Source organism: Pseudoalteromonas sp. OOF1S-7 (genome assembly GCF_022347765.1).
Taxonomy (GTDB): domain Bacteria; phylum Pseudomonadota; class Gammaproteobacteria; order Enterobacterales; family Alteromonadaceae; genus Pseudoalteromonas.
Genome location: NZ_JAKRFZ010000009.1, coordinates 70,200 through 92,493, shown reverse-complemented (window position 1 = coordinate 92,493; position 22,294 = coordinate 70,200). Strand labels below are relative to the sequence as shown.

General features: G+C 52.0%; 13 protein-coding genes and 1 pseudogene. 7 read left to right on the top strand and 7 right to left on the bottom strand.

Annotated features, from left to right (window positions below; translation table 11 throughout):
- The 4 genes from MHN33_RS14055 to MHN33_RS14040 all read right to left on the bottom strand — a co-directional run bounded on the left by MHN33_RS14055 (window position 1) and on the right by MHN33_RS14040 (window position 9,695).
- Window positions 1-6,078, bottom strand: a complete 6,078-nt coding sequence (locus tag MHN33_RS14055) for an Ig-like domain-containing protein (RefSeq protein ID WP_239398624.1) — start codon at window positions 6,076-6,078, stop codon at window positions 1-3.
- A gap of 12 nt (window positions 6,079-6,090) precedes the next feature.
- Window positions 6,091-7,353, bottom strand: coding sequence for a FecR family protein (locus MHN33_RS14050; protein WP_239398622.1), 1,263 nt, complete (start codon window positions 7,351-7,353; stop codon window positions 6,091-6,093).
- The gene (locus tag MHN33_RS14045; RefSeq protein WP_239398620.1) at window positions 7,343-8,656 is read right to left on the bottom strand and encodes a tetratricopeptide repeat protein; all 1,314 of its coding nucleotides are present in this window, start codon (window positions 8,654-8,656) and stop codon (window positions 7,343-7,345) included. Before MHN33_RS14045 ends, MHN33_RS14050 begins: the two co-directional genes overlap by 11 nt.
- A gap of 277 nt (window positions 8,657-8,933) precedes the next feature.
- A complete protein-coding gene (locus MHN33_RS14040; protein ID WP_239398618.1) occupies window positions 8,934-9,695 on the bottom strand; it encodes a transporter substrate-binding domain-containing protein in 762 nt (253 codons plus the stop codon).
- A gap of 200 nt (window positions 9,696-9,895) precedes the next feature.
- On the opposite strand from MHN33_RS14040, the gene lspA reads away from it, so the two are divergent.
- Window positions 9,896-10,399: a signal peptidase II gene (gene lspA, locus MHN33_RS14035; RefSeq protein WP_239398616.1), complete on the top strand. Its 504-nt coding sequence runs from the start codon at window positions 9,896-9,898 to the stop codon at window positions 10,397-10,399.
- A gap of 30 nt (window positions 10,400-10,429) precedes the next feature.
- Here the strand turns inward: lspA and MHN33_RS14030 are convergent, their stop codons facing one another.
- Both MHN33_RS14030 and MHN33_RS14025 read right to left on the bottom strand, forming a co-directional pair.
- The gene (locus tag MHN33_RS14030) at window positions 10,430-10,825 is read right to left on the bottom strand and encodes a YbaN family protein (RefSeq protein WP_239398614.1); all 396 of its coding nucleotides are present in this window, start codon (window positions 10,823-10,825) and stop codon (window positions 10,430-10,432) included.
- 249 nt (window positions 10,826-11,074) lie between these two features.
- A complete protein-coding gene (locus MHN33_RS14025) occupies window positions 11,075-12,349 on the bottom strand; it encodes a porin (protein ID WP_239398612.1) in 1,275 nt (424 codons plus the stop codon).
- Window positions 12,350-12,576: 227 nt separating this feature from the next.
- Here MHN33_RS14025 and MHN33_RS14020 point away from each other — a divergent pair, with 227 nt between their 5' ends.
- Together MHN33_RS14020 and MHN33_RS14015 are read left to right on the top strand one after the other, a co-directional pair.
- Entirely contained in the window at window positions 12,577-14,535 is a 1,959-nt protein-coding gene (locus MHN33_RS14020; RefSeq protein WP_239398610.1) for a methyl-accepting chemotaxis protein, read from the top strand.
- A gap of 106 nt (window positions 14,536-14,641) precedes the next feature.
- On the top strand, window positions 14,642-15,496 hold the full coding sequence (locus MHN33_RS14015; RefSeq protein WP_239398608.1) for a D-hexose-6-phosphate mutarotase: 855 nt from the start codon (window positions 14,642-14,644) through the stop codon (window positions 15,494-15,496).
- A 477-nt stretch (window positions 15,497-15,973) separates the two neighbouring features.
- On the opposite strand, the pseudogene MHN33_RS14010 reads toward MHN33_RS14015, so the two are convergent.
- Window positions 15,974-16,171 (bottom strand): annotated as a pseudogene (locus tag MHN33_RS14010) (ATP-binding protein); the annotation flags it as partial.
- 101 nt (window positions 16,172-16,272) lie between these two features.
- Here MHN33_RS14010 and MHN33_RS14005 point away from each other — a divergent pair.
- From MHN33_RS14005 to MHN33_RS13990, 4 genes are all read left to right on the top strand, one after another.
- Complete coding sequence (locus tag MHN33_RS14005; protein WP_239398606.1) at window positions 16,273-17,628, top strand: sigma-54 dependent transcriptional regulator; 1,356 nt, start codon at window positions 16,273-16,275, stop codon at window positions 17,626-17,628.
- Window positions 17,618-18,913, top strand: a complete 1,296-nt coding sequence (locus MHN33_RS14000) for an ATP-binding protein (RefSeq protein ID WP_239398604.1) — start codon at window positions 17,618-17,620, stop codon at window positions 18,911-18,913. The genes MHN33_RS14005 and MHN33_RS14000 overlap by 11 nt, the downstream gene beginning before the upstream one ends.
- A gap of 98 nt (window positions 18,914-19,011) precedes the next feature.
- Window positions 19,012-19,251, top strand: coding sequence for a hypothetical protein (locus MHN33_RS13995; protein ID WP_239398602.1), 240 nt, complete (start codon window positions 19,012-19,014; stop codon window positions 19,249-19,251).
- Between the two features lie 98 nt (window positions 19,252-19,349).
- Window positions 19,350-22,208 carry a hypothetical protein gene (locus MHN33_RS13990; protein ID WP_239398600.1) on the top strand — a complete coding sequence of 953 codons (2,859 nt, stop codon included), beginning with the start codon at window positions 19,350-19,352 and terminating at the stop codon, window positions 22,206-22,208.
- The last annotated feature ends 86 nt before the right edge of the window (window positions 22,209-22,294 follow it).

The window sequence follows — 22,294 nt, the reverse complement described above, 5'->3', positions numbered from 1 at the left end:
TCACTGTTGAACGATCTGGCCGGCTTGCAAACTCACCCTGGCGGGAGAGGACTGCTGTATTACAAAGACAAAGTCAGTACTGCTGCTTTGCTGAAGCACCGTTTTCAGTTCGCCACTGACTGCGCTACTGAACAGTTGTGAGCCATCCTCATCGAAACTGGTGTCCCAGCTGCCCGGCGATTCGCTCAGTAGTAACTGACCAACATACAAAGATTTAGAGCCGCTGGCCTGCGCAAACAGCAATAATTTTCCCTGGCTGTCGATCCAGGCCTGGTGCAATAGCACGGCTTCACCTGATAGTTGTTCAAACTTGAGCACGCCGCCATCGGCAAAGCTGGTATCGAGTGCCCCCGAACTGGTCACCCGCACCACAAAGTTGGTACTACCCGCGTAGCCAAAGACAATAAAGCCCTGGCTGGCATCAACCACCGATCCTTTCAGAGTAATGTCATCACCCACGCTCAGGCCAATATCCAGCAAGGCCAGGCCATCTGTGCCAAAGCTGGTATCGGGTATGCCTGTCGCGCTGGCTTTGGCAAGCAGCAACACAGGAGGGGTCGGCCCGGGCTGACTCTGACCAACGCCGACCAGAGCGCTTCCTGCAGTATGGATCATAGACACCTTGTGCGCATTGGGGCTACAACTAGGCGCACCAGGAATGGTGTATTCGAAGAAGCTCGACAAGGTGCCCGAGCTGGAAATCACAAAGGCCATGCTGTGTGTATAACAGTCGGTCATGGCCTGGCCAAGGGCCAGCAGGTCTCCGCTCACAAGGGGAGTAAGTTGGGTTATGTCCAGCGATGAAGCATCACTTTTGTATTCGCTGGCAGGCAAAGTTAATACGCCATTATTAGCAAAGCTGGTGTCTAACGTGCCAAGATTACTGAACTTGTTCACCGTTGCCATGGCTTGTTCATCACCGGCGGAAATAGACACATTGCCGGATGCACTCAGTATGACGGCACCTGAGCTGTCTTCATTAACTGCGCCGACTGTGGCACTGGACATGGGGCCCATACTGGTTGAGGGCAAAGTGGATGTCAGACCCAGATTACCAAATGTACTGGTTCGTTGAGCTGTGGTGTCCAGTTTCAGTACGTAGGGGATGGTTTGTGGTGCAGTGTGCCAGGTTGTTGCCTGCCCCCCAAGCAATAGGTGCCCCATTGACGCACTGAAGTGAGACGTGGCGCCGGTACTAAATGCCTCATCACGACGGCCTACACTGACCAAGCGTTGACCAAATGACGCAAAGCTTTGGTTAAATTCGGCACTCGTCGCGACTTCTGCAAGCCACTGGTGCGTTACAGTGTCAGTACTTAATAGCTTGCTCTTTTGTCCGCTGAGTAACAACCCGCTTTGGGTCTGCAACATATGAGTGAGTTTCAGCCCGGCAGCATGGTAGATGCTAAAGCCATTACTGCCTGGCAGCCAGTCGGTGTCAATTGCACCGCTCAGATCGACTTTGATGATTTGTACCACTTGTTCGTCGGTACCATCAGTCCGGTTCAGCGCAACATAATAGCTATCACCGTCGGCGACCAGTGACTGACCAGAGGCACTGTGAAAGGTCAGGTCCACTGCCGAATCTGACGGCAACTCACTCACCGGATAGGTACGCAAGCCACTGCCAGCAAAGGCGGTATCGAGTACGCCATCCGTTGTTAATTGCAAAACGTAGACAGAGCGCAGCTCTTCTATTGGGTCATAAGTTGTCAGGCCTGTCACCAGTAGTGTGTTACTGTCTTTGAGGACAACCTGCCGAGCCGTATCATTGTATAACGTACCCGGTAGCTCACTATCAACAGGCGTGATGTTGAGTTGTAACAGACCATTATTCTGGAAGCTGCTATCAGGTGTTAGCGTGCTTTGTGTGAGGCGCACTAACATGACATCCTGGCCTGTTTCGGTCGCGGTGATCTCGCCATATACCAGGTAGTCACCTGAGGGCAGTGTGATCATTCCTCTGGCATTTTTACTGGGGGTTTGTGCCAGAGTTTGGGTGACGGAGACTTCGCCTTGCGCTGTGATCCTGGACAGAGTGACCGTGCCTGTGGTTGCGCCGCTTGTGGCTCTGATATTACTCAGAACAGTGATGGTTTCATTGTCTTCCAGCGCAATGGCAACGGGAGTAACAAAGACATTGCTGCCTAGTGGTAACGTCATATACCCATTGCCGTTGGCGTAACTGGTATCCAGTGAGCCATCACCCAGCAGACGGAATACGAGTAACTGTTGTGAACTGGAAAAGTTAACGTAGCCAGCCACATAGATACGCCCTTGCTCATCAATAGCGGCCGTGGTTGCCCAGACATCCTGAACGATGGCTTCGATTTCGATATCAAAGTTACTCTGGAAGTTGCCATAATCCGCAAAGCTGCGATCCGGGTGGCCATTGCTGAGCTGCCTGCTCACATAAACGCGATGAATATTGCGATCAGCCGATACATTAAAGTGCCCCACTGAACCGACACTGATAATTTTGCCATCGGCCTGCAGCAGAGTTTGTCCGGGTGTATGGAATTCCTGGCTGGCATTGAGCACGACCATCAGGCTCCCGTCGTCGCCAAATTCACTGCGTTTTGTCGCAACATAGCTTGGCTCGGCCTGGGTTACAAAAATACTGATCTCGCTTTCAGCACAAAGCTGGGGTGTGCCAGAGTCACACACTGTGACCGTCAGCACATAGGTTTGCTCCCCATTGCTGGCAAGCTGATCGGCATCGGCAACAGTGACTGCACCTGCACTATCAACCGAAAACAGCGCCGCGTTGGTACCAGACAGCTGATAGGCGAGGGTATCGCCATCCGGATCTGAGGCGCTGATCAGCAACACCTGTTCCCCATTGCTGATACTGGTATCTATCTCTGCCGAACCGGGCTCCACAGAAGGTGCGTAGTTTTTGTCGTTGACGGTAATGGTGACCGTCGCAATGTTGGAAGTTTCGGCCAGGTCGTTGCTCACCACATAACCAAAACTATCACTACCGACGAAGTTAAACTGGGGAATGTAAAGGGCTGTGCCATTAGCTGAATCTATTGAGACACTGCCATGGGACGGTTCAATCACAACCATTATGCTATTGATCAACAGATCGCGTCCTTTGGCCTGATCATTGTTCAGGATGGAGATGCCCACAGCCACATTTTTGTCGGTTTGCGCACTGTCATCGACGGCCACAGGGGTCGTATCCGGTGCTGTGATCGTAACGGTCACAGTGGCAGTATTAGAATGCGCCCCCAGGTTGTCTTGCACTCGATAGGTGAAACTATCTTCGCCTTCAGAGGTGCCGGTATGAGTATAAATGATGGTCCCGCTGCTGCTTATTTCTGCGGTGCCCATTTGTGGGCTCTGAACTATCTCAACGGTGTCGGCCTGTACAGAGCCATCAGCATCACTGTCATTGTCTAAAACCGTGATAGTGACAGATTGAGCGATTTCGACAGAGGCGCTGTCATTACCAGCTACCGGCGCCTGATTCAGTCGTTCAACCGTAACGGTGACGGTCGCAGTATTGGAAAGACCTCCTTCATTGTCTTGCACCTGGTACGTAAAAAAATCACTGCCTGAGAAGCCGCTTTGCGGGGTATAAATAAATCCGCTTTGCTCCGCTGTATCCAATGTCACGTTGCCGTTAGTCGGGGCGGTGATCACTGTGAGGCTGCTGTAGTTCAGGCTGCCGTCACTGTCGCTGTCATTGGCCAGTACGTCTATGGTAACCGGTACCTCTTGGGTAGTTGTGGCGCTGTCATTGACTGCAACCGGTGGCTGATTAAGTTGTTCAACCGTAATCGTGACTGTCGCGGTATTGGAAAGACCCCCTTCATTGTCTTGCACTTGGTATGTAAAAGAGTCACTGCCTGAGAAGCCGCTTTGCGGGGTATAGATAAATCCGCTCAGTTCCACTGTATCCAATGCCACGTTGCCATTAGTCGGGGCGGTGATCACCGTCAGGCTGTTGTAATTGAGGCTGCCATCGCTGTCGCTGTCGTTAGCCAGTACATCTATGGTCACCGACATGTCTTGTTGCGTTACTGCACTGTCGTCTGTGGCGACAGGGGCATTATTGTCTCCTGTCACTTCAATAAAGACATTGGCAATGTTAGAAGTTGCACCTTGGTCGTCTTCTATTTGGTAAGTAAAGCTGTCACTGCCCCGATAGTCGGCTTCACTCTGATAGATAAAATGGCTGTTATCACTACTCAGGCTGACGCTGCCGTGGCTGGGGCCTTCGACCAGAGTCAGGCTGGCCAGATCCAGGCTGCCATCAATATCCAGGTCATTGGCTGCGACTAAAATACTGATTGTCTGACCTTGAGCAACTTCAATACTATCGTCATTGGCCACTGGCGCGTCGTTCACTTCAATAACCTCAATTAAAGCAAAGGCTTGAACGCTGGCCGAGCCATCGTCAATCTGATAAACAAAATAGTCCTGGCCATGGCTGTTTTGTTGTGGGGTATATCGAAAGCTGCCTGTTTCGCTGAGTTCCAGCGTACCCATGGTAGGTTGTTCTATGATCGATAAAATGAGGGGGTCCTCATCGGCATCACTGTCATTCTCCAGCACACCGGGGATCTCAACAAACAGCTGTTCGTCTTCATTAGTCTGGTAGTTGTCATTCACGGCGACGGGTGGAAAGTTACTCACTTCGGTTTCGATAAGCAGTGTGATGGTGGCTGTATTCGAGCCGCCATTGCCATCCTCTACCCGGTACTCAAAGCTATCTGTACCGATGAAATCTGGATCGGGTTGATAGTTAAAGCTGCCATCCGAATTGAGTGTGAGTGTACCATGTTGCACATCCGTTACGGGAGTTGTGTTCACGGTAAGTGTGTCACCATCGAAGTCAATGTCATTGACCAGCAATCCAGCGCCGCTGACGGTTAATACGCTGTTTTGTGCCAGCGCATAGCGATTGTCAAAGGCAATGGGATCCTGATTGACGCGTTCAATCAGCAAATTTACCTCGGCTTCAGCGGTGACGCCCTGACTGTTCACGATGCGATAGCGGAAACTGTCTGTGCCAAAAAAGTTTTCGCGTGGCACATAGGTAAAGCGGCCATCGGAAAACAGCGTCAGCGTACCATTTTGCGGATCCCGGACCGCAGTGGTGATCAGCGTTAGCGGCGTCAGGCCATTGGCGTCATCATTGCTAAGCAGATTGCCAGACACCGATTCAAATTGTACGCCACTAAAACGGTCAGCAACGGCGATTGGGGTGATCAGGTTTGTGGCTGCCAGCATGCGGGATTCACTGAAGGCACTTTCGCCACTGCCATCAATGCCGGTGATGCGGGTGTAATAGTGCTTCTGAGGATCTAACCCGCTGAAAGTATGTGTAGAATCAGTCAGAGCGATAACCCGTTGACCTCCGGGCAAAGTGGTGATGGTGCGTACATCATCAATAGGTGACTCTGCCAGATACGCGTTATAGCGCAAGAAACTGGGCAACGGCTGCCAGTCAAGCGCCGCAGTGCCGTCACTGCGTGGGGTGCTATTAAACGCGATACTGCGTGGTAACCAGGTAATTTGTTGGGTGGCCACGGTGCTCAGATTGCCGCCATTGTCTTCTACCCAGACCTGTAATTGCAGGCTACCGGGCTGCTGAGAGAAGTTGGCCGGGTTTACGCCTGTTTCGGTAAATGCGAACGGGTCGTTACAGTTACCATCGCATAAAACCTGGGCCTGTTGTGCATTTTCAAAGCCAAGCAGCACCCGGCTGACGCCATCAGGATCGGTGATGGCGTCCAGAGAAACCGTTAAGTTACCCCGGTAAGTACGTTGGTCATCGGGAAAAAGAACAGTCCCGGTGCCGTTCACGAATTGCGTATTGACCACCTGACGGGCGGCGAGGTGGCGGTTCGCAAACCTGGCCTGATAGTCAAAAGGGATCAGGTTAGGCTGGCCTGATGGACCATTGGGCTGTTCGCCGCTGTGATCCTGGGCGGGTGGTGTCGCGGTGATATCAGGGCTTGGTGCTGTGCTGGTTGCCTGGTCCCCCTCGCCCGAGCAACCTGTTAACAGCCCGATGCAAAATAGTGTCAGAATGCCCAGTTGGTGTAAGTGCGAGCGCTTCATCCCCCATCCCCCCTAAGGTTGACTCAAAATAAATAAGCCCGAAGCGGTAACACTCGGCTCATCAATTTCATTCAAATTAAAATTGCCACGTAATTTATTCAGTTCATCGCTAAACTGAGTGTCTATCGTGCCTTCAGCCAGGTTCTGACCGTGCGATGCAAAGTTTACCCCTAAGGTCATGCCGCTGGCGTCTATCAGACCATTAAAGGCGGCAAACCACTCGCCCTGCTGATCATTAAACGACAAGACACCTTGGGGCACGGTGCCACTGTCAAAGTCGATGCTGATCTGCATCTGAATATTGCTGACTGCGCCTTCGGAAGAGCTAAACTCGGCGCGCTCCAGCTCAGAGTAAAGTGCTGTTCCAGTGCGCTCGGCCAGCAGCTCTTCGAGTGGGTCAATCCCCACGGTGTCGAGGTTTTCCTCGGTAATAAAGCTGTTTTCTGAGATATCGCGGCCAATATCAGGCAAGGCTGCTTCAAAAGCTGCCTCAGTGGCGGGGGCCGTGGCTACCGGGGCTTGTGCTATGGCAAGTGTGGTTGTCTCGGCAGGGGAGTCAGGCAGCTCACTGGTGTCTGAGGTATTAGCAGCGTCGTCTTGCGTATCCGGGTCGGCGCCGCCGGTAGCTGCCTGACTGCTTGGTGTCAGTCGTGACAGCTGCTGCGGCGGCGCAAGCAGGGGCGTGACTTCGCCACTTTGGCTGACACTGGCAAAGGAAAAGTTACCTTCCTGACCCAGTAGCAGAGGTTGGTCATTGATATCAACCTCAATGGTGCCATCCCAGACGGCAAGCAGCAGTGTATCCCCCTGCCATTCTACTTCATAGTGGGTTCCCCGGATCCCAATACTGCCTACCGGGGTACGTAGCTGGTAATTGTCTTTATTACCTTTTATTTTGCCTGTAATCGTGCGCAACCCACCGGTCACCAATTCCATGACTACTGAGCCGTCTTCCTCAGACGCGCCGGTATACTCATTGATGATTAGTTGGGTGTTTTCCTTTAGGGCGATCAAGGCGCCATCTTGCATACGCAGCTGCGCATTGCTTTGTTGACCTGTATTCACGACATCGACGTCAAACACCGGGCTGCGACGCTTGAGTGTACGCTGAGCAGCACTGTCACTTGCGGTGGCGACCACTTGCCCCCGAGACATCAGTGTTTTGCCTGCCGGGGCTGCGAAACTGGTGTGGATGAATAGCAAACTGGACAGCAGTAAAGTTAGGTGCGTACCGTATCTGAGTGACTGCCAGCGGGTGCGAGAATTAGAAATCATAATGTACTCCTAAAGACCATTCAGTACGATCATAACTGTACAGTTGCAGTGAGCTGTCTTTGTCATAGTAAGCCAGCTTGGTTTCCAGACCCCAGGCCGGGGTGATCTGGTACACCCAGCCCAGGTGAGCGATGTGGAGCGTTTCGTCCCGCACCTGCAAAAAGAAGGGGTGTGCAGCGCGATGTTCTATATCACGGTACTGCACCCTGGCATTGAGGCGGTGTGCATCATTGAGTCGATATACCAAAGCGGCGCTAATGTGACTGTAATCGCGTGCATAGTGTTCTCCCGCCGGGTCTCTTGCTGGTTGCCAGGTATACCCTGCACTCAGGCGTATTAACCAGTTGCGGGCCGCGCGGCTGAGGGCCAATCCGGAGGTGTATAAACGACTGTCTAGCTCACTGTCCCTGACATTATTGAGATTAAAGGCACTGATATTGATCGTCGCTGTCCAGTGTTCATCAATGGTGTACCTGAGTGCGCCAAACACGCCAGCGTCTTGCTGATAGGTCGATGAGTCGAGTGACATGACGCCCAGCTGCGCACCGGCATGAAGTTGCACGGCATCGATATCCTGAACATAGCTCAGATTGGCGCTTAGCTGGGTCCTGTCGAATTCATCACTATCCTGATGGCGCTGGTCTGATAGCTGAAGATTGGCCCGCCATGCCTGGTGCTGGGTTTGTTGCCAGCGACCATCAAAGCGGTAGCTGGCACGGGCAAAGGCATCGGAGACCTCTCGGCTGCTTTCATCCAGCAAAATCGGCAGGCCGCCAATCACGATACGGTCATCCGTGGTGCCGCTGTTTACATTACTGTCGTGGCCCAGAGCCAGTGAAATCCGGTGTTTGAGCTGTTGTGCCATACTTGCCTGATTGTCTTCAACGGCAGTCAGTGCCCGCTCTACTCTTTGTCTGAACGCATCGCTGAGCTGTGTTGCCAGCAAGCTATTAAACGTACTGGCGGCTTGTGGGTAGTTCTTTTGTTTGTTGTAGGTCAGGCCGAGTAAATACAGGCTCGGTTGGTGATTGGGCTGTGCCGCAAGCACTCGTTCAAGTGCAAAGACCGCCTCGTTATAATGGCCTGTTTCGAGCGCAGCTCTGGCATACAAAAAGTCGAATTCAGCATCGCCTGCAGCGGTATCGAACTGTGACTGTGCCAGTGAATAAGCCTGCTCAAACTGGCCCTGATCCAGTGCTGATTTGAGTTGTGTGAGCGGCGTCGTTGCGGCCAGAGCGGCACTATGGTGCAGTCCAACCAACAAAACGACCGGAATAAACGCGCGATGAAGTAATAGCTGCATAACAGATCACCCAAGGTTCGATTATTCTCTGGTACTGCCGGTCAACTTTGTTTGTAAGCATTATTTCTCCCGTGTAATGGCGTGCCTGTGCGCCTAAAGTGGCGAATAATTAACGGCAGCAGCACTACGCAGCAGTATGACTGATAACGACCTAACAGCTTAATCTCTATCAGCTTTAAGTTAACGGACCAAGAGAGTGTGATTAAATTATAGACAGTGCTTTCAATAATTCACTTCAAGTTACGGGTACAAATCAGGTTTGTATGTATTGAGGTGCTTATTGAGGTGGCGGATTAACCTCTTGGCTGCGCTCAATCAGGGGATATTGCGACAGCAGGTGCTGGTATGTGCCGTCCTTGATGATGTCGCTGAGACCTTGATTGAACTGGGCAATAAGCTGGTGGGCCCGGGGGTGGGTTTTGACAATGCCAATATGCAGTGGCCAGGACGCCACCACCTGAGTATGTAAAGTGAAGGTCTCGCGCTGAAACTGATGACTGATAGCATAAGCGGCAGCAAAGCGATCGGCGAGTAAACCGTCGACCCGGCCTCGGGCCAGCTGGCGCAGACATTCACTTAAATGCAGTTGCGTGATAACGCGGATGTCGGGGTGTCCGCTGAGCAAGTTTTGGTAAGCAAAGCCACGGATCATACATACACCTTTGCCGGCCAGTGAATCCAGCCCTGAAAAAGACAGGGACTGATCGGTGCGGGAGATAAAAATAAGCTCATTGTGTAAGTAGGCCAAGCTGAACAGGAACTGCTGTGCCCGCGTTCGGGTGTACCACAGTGCCGGGATCAGGTCGACCTTACCACTTTGCGCCAGGCGCATTGCCCTGCTGAATGGGGCAACTTCGAGGGCAAAGGATTCGCCGCTGCGCGCAAAGGCTGCGGCTACAATATCATAGCTGAGGCCGCTATCATCGTCCTGCACATAGGGTGGCCAGACGCTGTGACTGCCCAGCAGCATAGGTTTTGCCATCAGAGTGAAGGAGGCAATCAGGCACCCAAATAGGGCTATGGACACATACTTGCGCAAAACAATTCCTCTCTACCACCGACTGATCTGAGTGTAGTTGAATTCGTCCCAATTGGTATGTTGAGGCGAGTGCACAGGGGGAAAGTGTGAACTTCTGTTTGTGACTGGCTAAACAATGCAGATTTCATCCTGCCTGTCATGCCGATGTCACAATGTACGTTTTATAGTGGCTTACGGCCAAAAAACATAAACAATACATTATGACAACAAAGCAGCGTATATACTGGGTATCTGTGGTAGCCGGGGTGGGTTTGTGCCTGGATCAGCTCGGTAAGTGGTTTGCCAGTTACTATCTGAATGGTTGGCAGATGACCAGTTACGGGTTTGATTTGGTGCGTTTGGGCTACCGGGAAAACAGCGGTGTATTTTTGAGCTTGGGCAGTGAGTTACCGACACCACTTCGCAGTGTGTTGTTTATCGCAGTGGTCGGCTTGCTGCTGGTGGCGATATTATTGTACACACTGAAAAGCGAGGATTTAAACTGCAATCAAATCACTGGATTGGCTCTCGTGCTGTCGGGGGGCGTTAGCAACTTGATTGATCGGGTACTGAACAATGGTATTGTGATCGACTTTATCAACCTCGGTTTTGGTGAACTCAGAACGGGGATATTTAATATTGCTGATGTTGCGATTCTGTGTGGTGCCATGATGTTGATCCTCTATACCACTCATAATCAAAACATAGCGGTACAGAAAACCTGATGGCAGTTATGTGCGCCACTAGCAATGGAGTTAGCTGACGGGTAACTCGGAGGGCTTACTGAGCAGATAGGCCATGACCAGCAGTTCGGTCAGTGCGACACCCGCCAGTACATACCAGGGGGCTGCGGTCATACATAAGATTACAAATCCCACTAACATGCCCAGGCCAGCGCCCCACTTGCCTTTGACCGGTACCACCTGATGGGTGTGCCAGGCATGCAGGGTGGGGCCAAATTTGGGGTGAGCCAGCAACCAGTGGGCTAACTTAGGGTTCGAGCGGGTAAAGCAGGCCAATGCCAGGATGAAAAAAATGGTGGTGGGCATAACCGGCAGAGCCATGCCAATAAAGCCCAGTGCCACACATAAGATCCCGGCAAGATGCAACCAGAAGCAACGGTTAAAGAGTTTTTGAGCGTGTTTTTTCATCGCTGTCCATCCTGGTATTATCCCGCATGTTTATCATCGGTGTGGTTTGTTTTTTCATTATAGCCAAAAACACACAGACGAATAGCCACTGTAATATTTTTGCGTTGCACGTAATATTTGTCCGATCTAGCGATGGGCCGGTATGTTTAGCCTCACGGCTGCGCTAAAGCCATCCTCCCAGCTGCTGTTGCTAACACCTGAGACCCTGAAGGTTAAGCAGCGACTGGAGAATCGCTGCTATGCAAATGGTTAGAAATAGTAGCCAATATTGATATTAAAGCGGCGTTCTGTGTCGTCGCTGTTACCCGCAATGGAGCCACCTACAAACGGCTGGTTCTTCGCGAGTACATAATCTATATAGGTAAAGAAGGCCCCCGCGGAAAGTGAAACGCCGGTAACATTCATCCAGGTGTCTTCGCTGTCGTCCGATTTATCGTAAATAATGCCGTAGTCATTGTAGAACTGTAAGCCTGTAATAGGGCCAAACTCTACGGGCAAGCTATAAGCGATATTGGCATTGCTCATGGTTGCCTCAGCCGCAATGGAGTCGAAAAATGCATACGCGCCGACGGCCATTCGTGTGGCAGGCGTATCGACATCATACTCGTATTCGCCATGCTGCAATTGTAAGTTCCAGGGGCCATAGTTGCCGTTCAGGTGAATGGCCCAGGCCATATAATCCCCCGCACTGTCAGTCCCGTCATGCAGGCCACCACTCAAGCCCGATACTCCCACTTCTGTTGTGCCACCTTTGTGTTTGAAGTGGTAGGCATACCGGCCCGCAAAAGTGTTATATTCGCCTAAAGGCTGAGTGGGGTCGTCGTATACGCCATCCCCCGCTTTGCGAAAGCCAACAATGTCATAGGAGTAGCGATCGCTGCGATCTTCGACGTAGCCATCAACACCACCGAGTTCATCATTCTTAAAAAAGCCCAGATCTAACTGCCAGTTGTCGGCAATCTTGCGTTTAAACAGGACACCCATATCGTGGTCGTCTTCTAAGCCAATATAATAAGTGGTGTTGAAAAAGTAGTTGTGGGAGTTGTAGGGCCAGTTACCAAAGGGGACTTTGGTCATGCCTACTTGAGCCTGCCAGTCTTTGGCAAAATCATAGTGTAAGTAGGCATACTTGACGGCGGTCATGTAGTCGAAAAAGCGGATCTCGGCATTGAGGCCAAAACCACCCACATTGCCAGAAAAGTTAAGCCGAAAAATATCGAAGTCAAAGTCGCCGCCACGATTTTTGTTATCGTCATCGTACGAGGTGTGGCTGAGGTTGGTTCGTACTGCACCACCTACTTTGATACTGGGTTTGGTCTGTTCGGCCCTTTTCTCTGCCTTTTTATCAGCTTTGGCCTGTGCTTTTTCGCGTGCCTGTTCACGCTCCATTTTATGTACTTTCTGTTGTAACAGTTCAAGTTGCTTTTTCAGCTGTGCCAGTTCATCTTCACTGGCCATGGTGGGGGAAGAAGACAACATCATAGCGCCGCACAGAGCCGTCATGAGTCGAGAGAGTTTTAGCATGGGAGCGCACCCGTTTGTTTGAGTTAGTGAGAATAAATTATCTCTAAATAGCCTAGACCATTCGTTCCCGGGTTCCAAGTCATCAGACATGAACAACGGTAATTTCTCCTGATCCTTTGGATAGTTGCGCAACTATCAACTATATTTTTTGCAGTATTGTGCAATTTAATTAGATACGCGTTGAAGCGTATTGGCGCAGTCAATCAGTCCAGTGAGGAATCCACACTATGACCATTTCGCAAAAGCTCAGGCTGGCTTTTATTGTCGCTATCGTCTCGCCTATTTTGATCATTGCCGTTCTGATTGTGTCCCAGACACGGCAGCTGGCGCTCGACAAGTTTGTCGAAATGAGCAGCCGGGAAGCGCTTCAGGTTGATAACGGGATTGGCATGTTTTTCGATGAAATTGCCAAAAATGTCGAATTTCTGGCCACGAACCCCAAGCTCACCCGGGCACAAAGCGAGGTGCAGGTTTACACCGATAAAAGCACTGCCAGCCAGCTTAACTCACGTGCAGGAAGTGAGACAGAGCAGGCGGTGTACGACTTATTTGAACGCTTTGGCGATACCCACCCTGGCATTGCATATATCTATTTCGGCAATACTGAGGGAGGGTACATTCAGTGGCCGCAAGGTGAAGTGAGTGCAAACTATGATCCGCGCCCCCGGCCCTGGTACCGGAGCGGACAGGCTGCCAATGGAAGAACTACAATGACCGATGCATATTACTGGGCACCGGATGATATGGCCATTGTGTCGACGGTACGTTCGGTCAAGTCTGACGGCAGGGAGATTGGCGTGACGGGCATGGATGTGTCGCTGCAGGGCCTGACCAAGATCATTCGAGAGGTCAAACTGGGCGAAACGGGTTATCTGATGCTGGTGGAAGACACTGGAAAAATTTTGGTGGACGCTAAACACAGCGATTATCGGTTCAAAGATGTTAAGCAGGTCGAAAATGGCCTGTATCGAACACTCGCCAGTAATCCATCCGGTTTGTATGAAATTCAAATAGACGCTACCGACTACTTTGCCAGCATTTATACCTCTAAGAAACTGGGCTGGAAGTTCATTGCCTTTGTCGAGCAGGGCGAAGTGATGGCAGCGGCCAATGCCATGACCTGGACCCTGGTGATCCTCAGTGTGGTACTGGTGGCGCTGTTTGTGGTGCTGGCGAATTACATTGCCAATGTGTTGTCAGGTCCCATCGTGGAAGTCAGTGATGGGCTGACCGTTATCTCTCAGGGAGGAGGAGATCTGACTCAGCGCCTGCAGGTCGACAGCAAAGATGAAACCGGTAAGCTGGCAGATAGCTTTAACAGTTTTCTTAATCTGATTGCACAGCTCGTGACAGACATCAATGCGTGTGCGCAGCAGCTCAATCAGACAGCGCGTGCAACCGCGACGGAGTCGGAAGAGCTGACCAGCTCAACCGCGCAGCAGCAACAGGCACTTGAGATGGCAGCAACGGCTATCAATCAGATGGCAGCCACAGCCAATGAAGTGGCGTCCAGCTGCGCCAATGCTGCTGACCTGGCGACTCAAACCCAGCAAGCTTCGGAGCTTGGCCAATCTGTTATGTCTGAAGCCGTTAGCAGTGTGGCGGCGTTGTCGGATGTGATCAAACGGGCAACGTCAGACATTAACCAGTTAGACAGTGAAAGTGAAAACATCATGTCGATCCTGAGTGTGATCAGGGGAATTGCCGAGCAAACTAACTTACTGGCGTTGAATGCTGCCATTGAGGCTGCGAGAGCGGGCGAACATGGTCGGGGGTTTGCGGTGGTTGCTGACGAAGTCAGGGCACTGTCGCAGCGTACTTCAGAGTCAACCGAAGAAATTGCCTCGCAGCTCGACAAGTTGAGAAAAATGACAGAAGGGGTATCGCAGGATATGCGTAGCAGCTTGACTCGCACTGATAAAACGGTCGAGCTGACCGGATCTGCGCAAAGTCAGTTCAGCGAAATCACCCAGTCTATTCAGACTATTAGTGATCTGAATACTCAGATAGCCACGGCGGCTGAGGAGCAACAGCACGTGGCAGAAGATATCAATCGGAATGTGATTGAAATAAAAAATGCCGCTGACAGTGTCAGTGATGTCGCGAATAATACCAGCGAAAATGGGGATAAAATGCAGCGATTATCTGAGCAATTGACCCAGTTAGTGGGCCAGTTCAAAGTGTGATGGAGACACGCTGTGATGAATATCACTCATATTCGATGGGTGGCCCTTACACCGCCCAAGCAATTTAGGTAAGGTAGTGCCAGTTTAGTTTAAAAATAGGTGTTATATGGAACTTTCTGCCTCAGTAAAATTGGCACGTACCGAGTCCGGCCTGGAGTATTTTGACGTTAACGGACCGCTGTGTCAGGCTAAGATTTATCTTCAGGGTGCACAGATCACCGAATTTATTCCTGCGGGACAGAAAAACCTGCTGTGGGTATCTCAGGACGAAACCTACCTCGAAGGTCAGTCAATCCGCGGTGGCATCCCGATTTGTTGGCCCTGGTTTGGGGTGCATGCCGAGCCAGACTGGCCGGCACATGGGTTTGCACGTAAGCAGGTTTGGCGTGCAGAACGTATCGAGGAGGACGACGCGGTTATCCGCATTGTGCTGTCTTTGCCAATGAGCAGCATAGATCGTACTTTCTGGCCCCATGAGTCCAGTCTGACGGTTGAGTTTGTGCTCAGCGAGCAGCTCGAAGTCAAACTCAGCAATACCAATACCGGCAGCGAGACGTTTTCCCTGACTCAGGCGCTGCACACTTATTTTCCAACACCAGCAATAGAGCAAACCCGTGTGGATGGCCTGCAAGGGGCGAAGTATATAGAGTTTGGTGAAGGCCCTTTTACTCAGGATGAGGTGGTCACTTTTGCCCGCGAAACCGATATGGTCTATACCCAGGCTCCTGAAGTACAAATCATTGAGACTCCGGATGGCAAAATTGCAGTCGGCCGTGAGCACTCAAGTTCTTGTGTCTTATGGAACCCCTGGATAGACAAGTCCAAACGTCTGAGCAATTTCCGTGATGACGAATATCACACTATGTTGTGCCTCGAAGCGGCCAATGTGATGGACGACGCAGTCACTTTAGCCCCGGGCGAATCCCACACCCTAATCACCAAAATCGGTTGGGTTCAGTAAGACCGAAGCAACGCTTCGCAGCTATCGTGCAAAGTCGTGCTTTAGCGCGGCCTTTGCGCAAGGTGAAATGAGCCATTTTAGCGAACGCTGCGCAAACCTTAGGGCCCGAACCGGATGCCCTCCACATGGAAGTGTGTCCACTCGTACTCTAGCAAAGACCGAAGCAACGCTTCGCAGTTATCGTGCAAAGTCGTGCTTTAGCGCGGCCTTTGCGCAAGGTGAAATGAGCCATTTTAGCGAACGCTGCGCAAACCTTAGGGCCCGAACCGGATGCCCTCCACATGGAAGTGTGCCCACTCGTACTCTAGCAAAGACCGAAGCAACGCTTCGCAGTTATCGTGCAAAGTCGTGCTTTAGCGCGGCCTTTGCGCAAAATGAAACCCACACGGCCATCTTACGCTCGGTACTCTGTCAACGATCACCGAAAACTGATCCACTTTTAACCTGAATTCGATCATTCAAAATTGATCCACTTGTTTACTCAGGTATTGCGCCCGCTCGGCGCTTGTCTTTCAGTCTGTAGCTTTCTCCACTCAACTGTAATACATGCGAATGGTGAAGTAAGCGGTCTAACATTGCAGCTGTTAATGTAGCGTCATCGGCAAACGCGCTGGGCCATTGCCCAAACGATAAGTTGCTCGTTAAGATGACGCTGCCATGTTCATATCGCTTGGCGCCCCGCACTCGAATGGACACCACAGGTAAGGTGGCTGGCGCTTTTCGTCTTTGCCAATTTCCCGTATTCTGAATGCAGTGATAAACGAACAGGGAACACGATGGCGGTACTCATTGTTGATGACAACCCAGAGGTGCGACTAAGCGCCGCATTTTTGCTTGAAGATCATGGTTTTGAAGTATTTGAAGCTGAGCATCCGGAGGTCGCCAAGCAATTTCTGAGCTGTAAACAAATAGAGCTGATCTTGCTGGACATGAATTTTACCCGGGACACCACATCCGGCAATGAAGGGCTGGCCTTTCTGAGTTGGCTACAGACTCAACCCCAGCCACCGGCGGTGATCTGCCTGACCGGCTGGGGCAGTGTGACACTGGCCGTTGAGGCAATGCGCCTGGGTGCCGCAGACTTTATTGAAAAACCCTGGCAAAACCCGCAACTACTGGATGCCATTCGCAAGCAGAGCAAACTCAATGCATTACAGGCAAAGCGGGGCACGACGCCAGACCCTGAAGTCGCGGTGCCGATTTATTCATGGCGCTCCGGGGCAATGCAATCGCTACTTCGCAAGCTGGCGCGAATCGCCGCCACGGACGCCAGCGTACTGCTGTGTGGCGAAAGTGGTAGTGGTAAAAGCTATCTGGTGGATGCTCTTCACCGTCAGTCTGCGCGCGGTGACGGGCCTCTGATCAGCGTAAACATGGGGGCGATCCCCGAGAGTCTATTTGAAAGTGAAATGTTTGGGCACACCAAAGGGGCGTTTACTGATGCCAAGTCACAGCGTAACGGGCGTTTTGAGCTGGCCAGGGGCGGAACACTGTTCCTTGATGAAGTGGCGACTATTCCTCTGACTCAGCAAGCGAAATTGTTGCGGGTACTGGAAAATGGCGAGTATGAACGAGTTGGAAGTAGTCGTACGGAGCGGGCCGACATTCGTCTGATCTGTGCCACAAATAGTGACTTAGAAAAGGATGTGGCGGACGGGCACTTTCGCAGCGATCTGTTTTATCGTATTAATACTTTTACCTTTGAGCTCCCGCCCCTGCGTGCACGGCTGGATGACATTGTGCCGCTGGCAAATCACCTGCTCGCGCGCCATGCGGCGCGTTATAAGCTTGAGACCAAGCCTCTGCACAGCGAGGCACAGGCCGCGTTACTGGCCTACCGCTGGCCCGGTAATATTCGTGAACTTAGCCATGTGATGGAGCGGGCCTTATTGCTCAGCGAAGGCGCCCAGATCAGCGCAGCGGATTGTCAGCTACGCCTGATCAGCCCAGAGCCTGAGTCATTGCATAAGCCAGTGCCTGGCACCACACTGGCTGAGGTCGAAAAAGCGCTGATTGAGCAAACGCTGGTATTGCACCAGGGCCAGGTCAGCGAAACGGCTAAAGCACTTGGGCTGACGAAGTCCTCTTTATATCGCCGTCTGGATAAATACGGATTACGCAGTGAAAGCTAACTTTGAGCATAACCTGCACTGGCATCTGGCTTTACTGGGCTTTGTCGTGGTTGCTTTGCTGATATTATTGTTGTGGCAGCAGGCGTTGCCCTGGTGGCAGGTTGCACTGATCGCCGGTGGTACAAGCGGATTACTCTGGCGCCTGCAAAAGCGATGTCTGAAACAGCTGACGCGTATTTTTTCCCGTGCACACTGGCAGCTCGAAGCTATGTTACAGGCGGATTTTAGCCAGCAGATCCGGCCACACTTTTCATCCGGCCAGGTGGCGGCATTTGAACAGCAGTTGATTACTTTGGGCGAGCAACTGCATCAGCAGAAATCGCGTTATAACTCGCAGATATTTGTCATTTATCAGCTTATCGACAAGCTCAATACTCCGATCCTGGTTTTTACTGAAGATTCTTGTTTAAGCTATGCAAATCAGGCGTTTGAAAGCTTGTATAGACAACACTGGCGGCATTATAAAGGTGCAACAGCCCTGTCGCTGGGGCTTAAAGAAGTGCATCAGGGCTGGCAGTTTATCAGCCACGCACAGGCGGCCCGCTGGCAGCTCCACAGCAGCTATTTTTACGAGCAGGGCGCACGCCACAGTCTGCTGGTAGCGCTCGATATCACCAAAGCATTACGGCAGAAAGAGCTGGCGGCCTGGCAACAGTTGATCCGGGTGATCAGTCACGAAATCCGCAATTCACTGACGCCGGTCAGTTCACTGGCGCAAAGTCTGGCTGAGCGTGCAACGTCCGCCAGAGAGCAGCAGGCGTTGAGTGTGATTGAGCAGCGCTGTCAGCATTTGCAGCACTTTGTTGCGCGTTACGGCGAGATCAGTAAAGCCATCGAGCCACAGATCCAAAAGACACCACTGGGACCCTTATGCACGTCGGTCCGTGATCTGTTTACATCACAGTACCCCACGCAACACATTGAACTGGACTGCCAGGCTCGTCAGTGCGACAGCGATCCTCACTTGCTTGAGCAGGTGCTGATCAACCTGGTTAAAAATGCCATTGAGGCCAATCAGACAGCCAGTCCGGCGGGTCACCGGGTGAGTATTCGTAGCTACTACCTCAGTCCGCAAGTGGTGATTGAAGTGGCTGATGAGGGAGGCGGATTTGCCAATCTCGACAATGTACTGACGCCGTTTTATTCCACCAAGGCCGATGGCCAGGGCATTGGCCTGACCTTCAGCCAACATGTGATTGAATGCCATGATGGCCAGTTTGAAGTAGCCAATGTGAACGATGGTGAGCGATCCGGGGCTGTGATCAAGCTTATTTTACCCAGTTGATAATAATTATCATTTGCGTATAATGGTTAATCAAAGTGATCCTAATCGGTGTTGTCGTCGTATTGCGTGTTCGACAACCCTTGACCCGGGAGTGGACTATGTTGGTTTTAATCCCTTTAATCCTGTTTGTTATCGCGGCTGCGTTTGTCAGTCAACTCAGACTGGCTAGCCTGATGACGGCAAGACTCCGTACAGGGCTGGCCTGGGCGAGTGCGGGTATTCTGGCGCTGGCGAAGGCATACGCCGGTCTCAGTCTGGCAGCGGCATTGGCGGTATTTGTGGTGGCGGGCGGTATACTGCACATGGTCAGCTCACTGAACCAACATACTGATGCCTGATTGTTTAAAAGTGTTTCAAAAGATAAATACCCACTGATTTTCAAGCACATTGTTTGCCATACTAACGTCTGTTTCGGATCACTTCATCGAGGATGAGTATGGCTGTGCGATTGACGACTACCCATTTTACGGCATTGTGCGCTGCATTGTGGCTACTGATTTTTACCACCCAGCTACGTGCCAGTGACTGGCAAACGCTCCATACCGAACATTTCAGAGTACACTATACACCTGCTCAGCAGGCCTGGGCGCGCTCTGCAGCCATAGAGCTGGAACTGGTCAGAAATCGCGTGCTACAGCAGCAGGGGCGGGCGCTGAACAGCATTGCCGATGTGGTGGTGTTTGACCCCATCAATGGCGCCAATGGGTTTGCTTTGCCAAGTACCGACTCGCCTTTGATGGCACTGTTTACCACGCCGCCCCAGTCGAACTCAGTGATTGCGAATAGTCCGGGCTGGCAGCAGTTGCTGATTTTGCATGAGTATATTCACCTGGTGCATCTGTCTCAGCCCAGTCGCAGTGGCTGGCGTCAGCACTTGCGTGACTGGTTCGACATTTATGATCTGGCCAGCGCCGTGCTACCTCGTTGGGTGGCTGAAGGATATGCCACTTTGCTGGAATCCCGGCTGACGGGACGAGGCCGCCTTTACGATAACTACAGCGAGGCGCTATTGCGTAATTTTGCTCGTCAGGGGGCTTTGTTGTCTTATGGCGCGCTGAGCGATGGAGATGGCAGTTATCGATCCAGTGCCATGGCTTACTTATTGGGCGTGCGATTTCTGGCCTGGCTGGAGGATAATCACGGCAAGGAGAGACTGGATGCTGTCTGGACGCGTGTGCATGGGGTGCGTAAGCGCAGTTTTGAAGGTGCTTTCAAAGGCGTATACGGGCAAAGTGCAGCGCAGCTGTATCGTCGTTTTATTGCTGAATATACTTATCAGGCGATGGCCCGGGAGCGTGATTTGGATACGCTAAACAGCCCCTTGTGGCTCGAGTTTGACTATGCAGCGAGCGACCCCGTGATGTCTCCTGATGGCACGCAACTTGTGGTCACTGAGCGTAATCAGGAGGGAGAGCACTGGCTCAGAGTCTATAAAACTGAAGACAATACAGAGGCGCAAAAAGCGTTCGACGCCGCGCAGCAGGCCATTCTGGCGGCCGATCCGGCAGACATTGCGGATAAGCCTCCGGCAGTGTTTAAGCGTGAACTCGTAGCCGAGCTGGACGCGATTGATTTTGCCGGAATGCAGTATCCGCAGTGGCAGAGTCAGGAGACGATCTACTTTGTAGCCCGAGCGCGGGTGGACGAAACACGGGACAATCGGGTCAACGATCTGTATCGCTGGCACATCCCAAGCAATGAGGTCACCCGATTAACCAGAGCGCTTGGGATCCGCCGCTTTACTTTGCATGATCAGGATACGCTGTATGCTGAGCAGGTGCGTGATGGCTTCTCCGAACTGGTGCGCCTTGAGGTAGGCAGCAATACAGTGACGCCCCTGTCTGAGCGCAGCCTGGGTACTGTGTATGATTATCCACAACTTGCGCCTGATGGACGTCAGCTGGCCTATTTAAAAACCACGCTTAACGGCAACTGGCAGTTGTATATACAAGACTTGCAATCGGCAGTAACGCGCCGTGTGCCGATGCCACAGGGATATCAGTATCTGACGGCACCAGCCTGGCAACATGACGGGCTGGGACTCTACTTTATCGCTGGTCTGGATGGTCAGCTGGGTATCTATCGTTACGACTTAACACACAACCGCCTCTATCAGGTGACCTTCGGGCAAGCCGTTTTTGAGCAGCTCGTAGTGCGTGCCGCGCAGCCGCTGCTTTATGCCCATTCTACGCCTTTGGGTACCCGATTACATGCACTGGATAGCCAAGTCAGTGAGCAGCGAGTGACCGCGCTCAGCGAGGATTTTGCGGTGCCGCTGGGTAAGACCGATCCGGTGGTGCTACCCGATGCGCAGATCTATGACCCCGATGATACGGCTGTGACGCACAGTGATTACCAGTGGCTGGCGCAAAACGCGTCGGCAGCCATATCAGCCCAGGCCAGTACGGCCAGCAGTGAGCTGCTGAGTGTGGGTCTTAAAGGCAGCGATCTGCTGCAACAATTGTCCTGGCAGTTGGGGCTGGCCCAGAGCAGCGATAATGTGCTTACTGGCAGCTTTGCGGCCCTGCGCTACCGTTCGGGAGACTGGCGTTTTGATGCCCATCTGAGCGACTATCGTTTTGATGGTCGCCGTCAGCATGGTGATGCAGAGCAGATCAGGCTGGATGGCATGGGGCTGAGTACCAGTTTAAGCTATGAATGGCGCTTTGATACCCTGACCCTCGCTCCCTTTGCAGCCATAACGCATTACGATGATGAAGGTCATCAAGCCATCACTACGCAGTGGGCTGGGTTAGAACACGGGTGGCATAAATACCATCAGGATTTTGCACTGGGGTATCGTGTTAAGGCTGCATTCCTCAGTGGCAATGCCACAGGACATGGTTATGACTGGCAGGGGTTTAGCAAGGTCTGGAACTGGCCCTGGTTTGCCGGTGTGCAGTCTCAGTATCGTACGTCACAGGCTGTACGCCTGGGTGGGTTCGATAACAATCTTCTGAGCGGGCGTACACGCAGCGATCTGGTACTGAGTCCTGAGTTGCCTTTTCAGTTTGCGACGGGCCGGCACTATTATGGCTATGAGCTGGCGTCCAGCTGGGCACTGGGGCAGCCCAGAATATTTATCAAACACCACCGTCTTGACGGCCAGCGTATCGCAAAAAGTTACGGCGTGAAGTGGCGGCTAGATTTGAGTCAGCAGGCGCTGGGGTGGGCAAACTGGTTTGCACCTGCCGGGGTGACCGATCTGCGCTTTGACCTGGGTATTGCCCGGGTAGAAAGCGATCTGGCACAGGATACGCTGCGTGCCTGGCTGGGGCTGTGGTATGCCTTGTGAGTTGTCAGGTTGCTTTATGTAATTGGCTGTTAACCCGTTGATTTAAATTGACACTTTTAAATTAAAACTGTATTTATATACAGTTT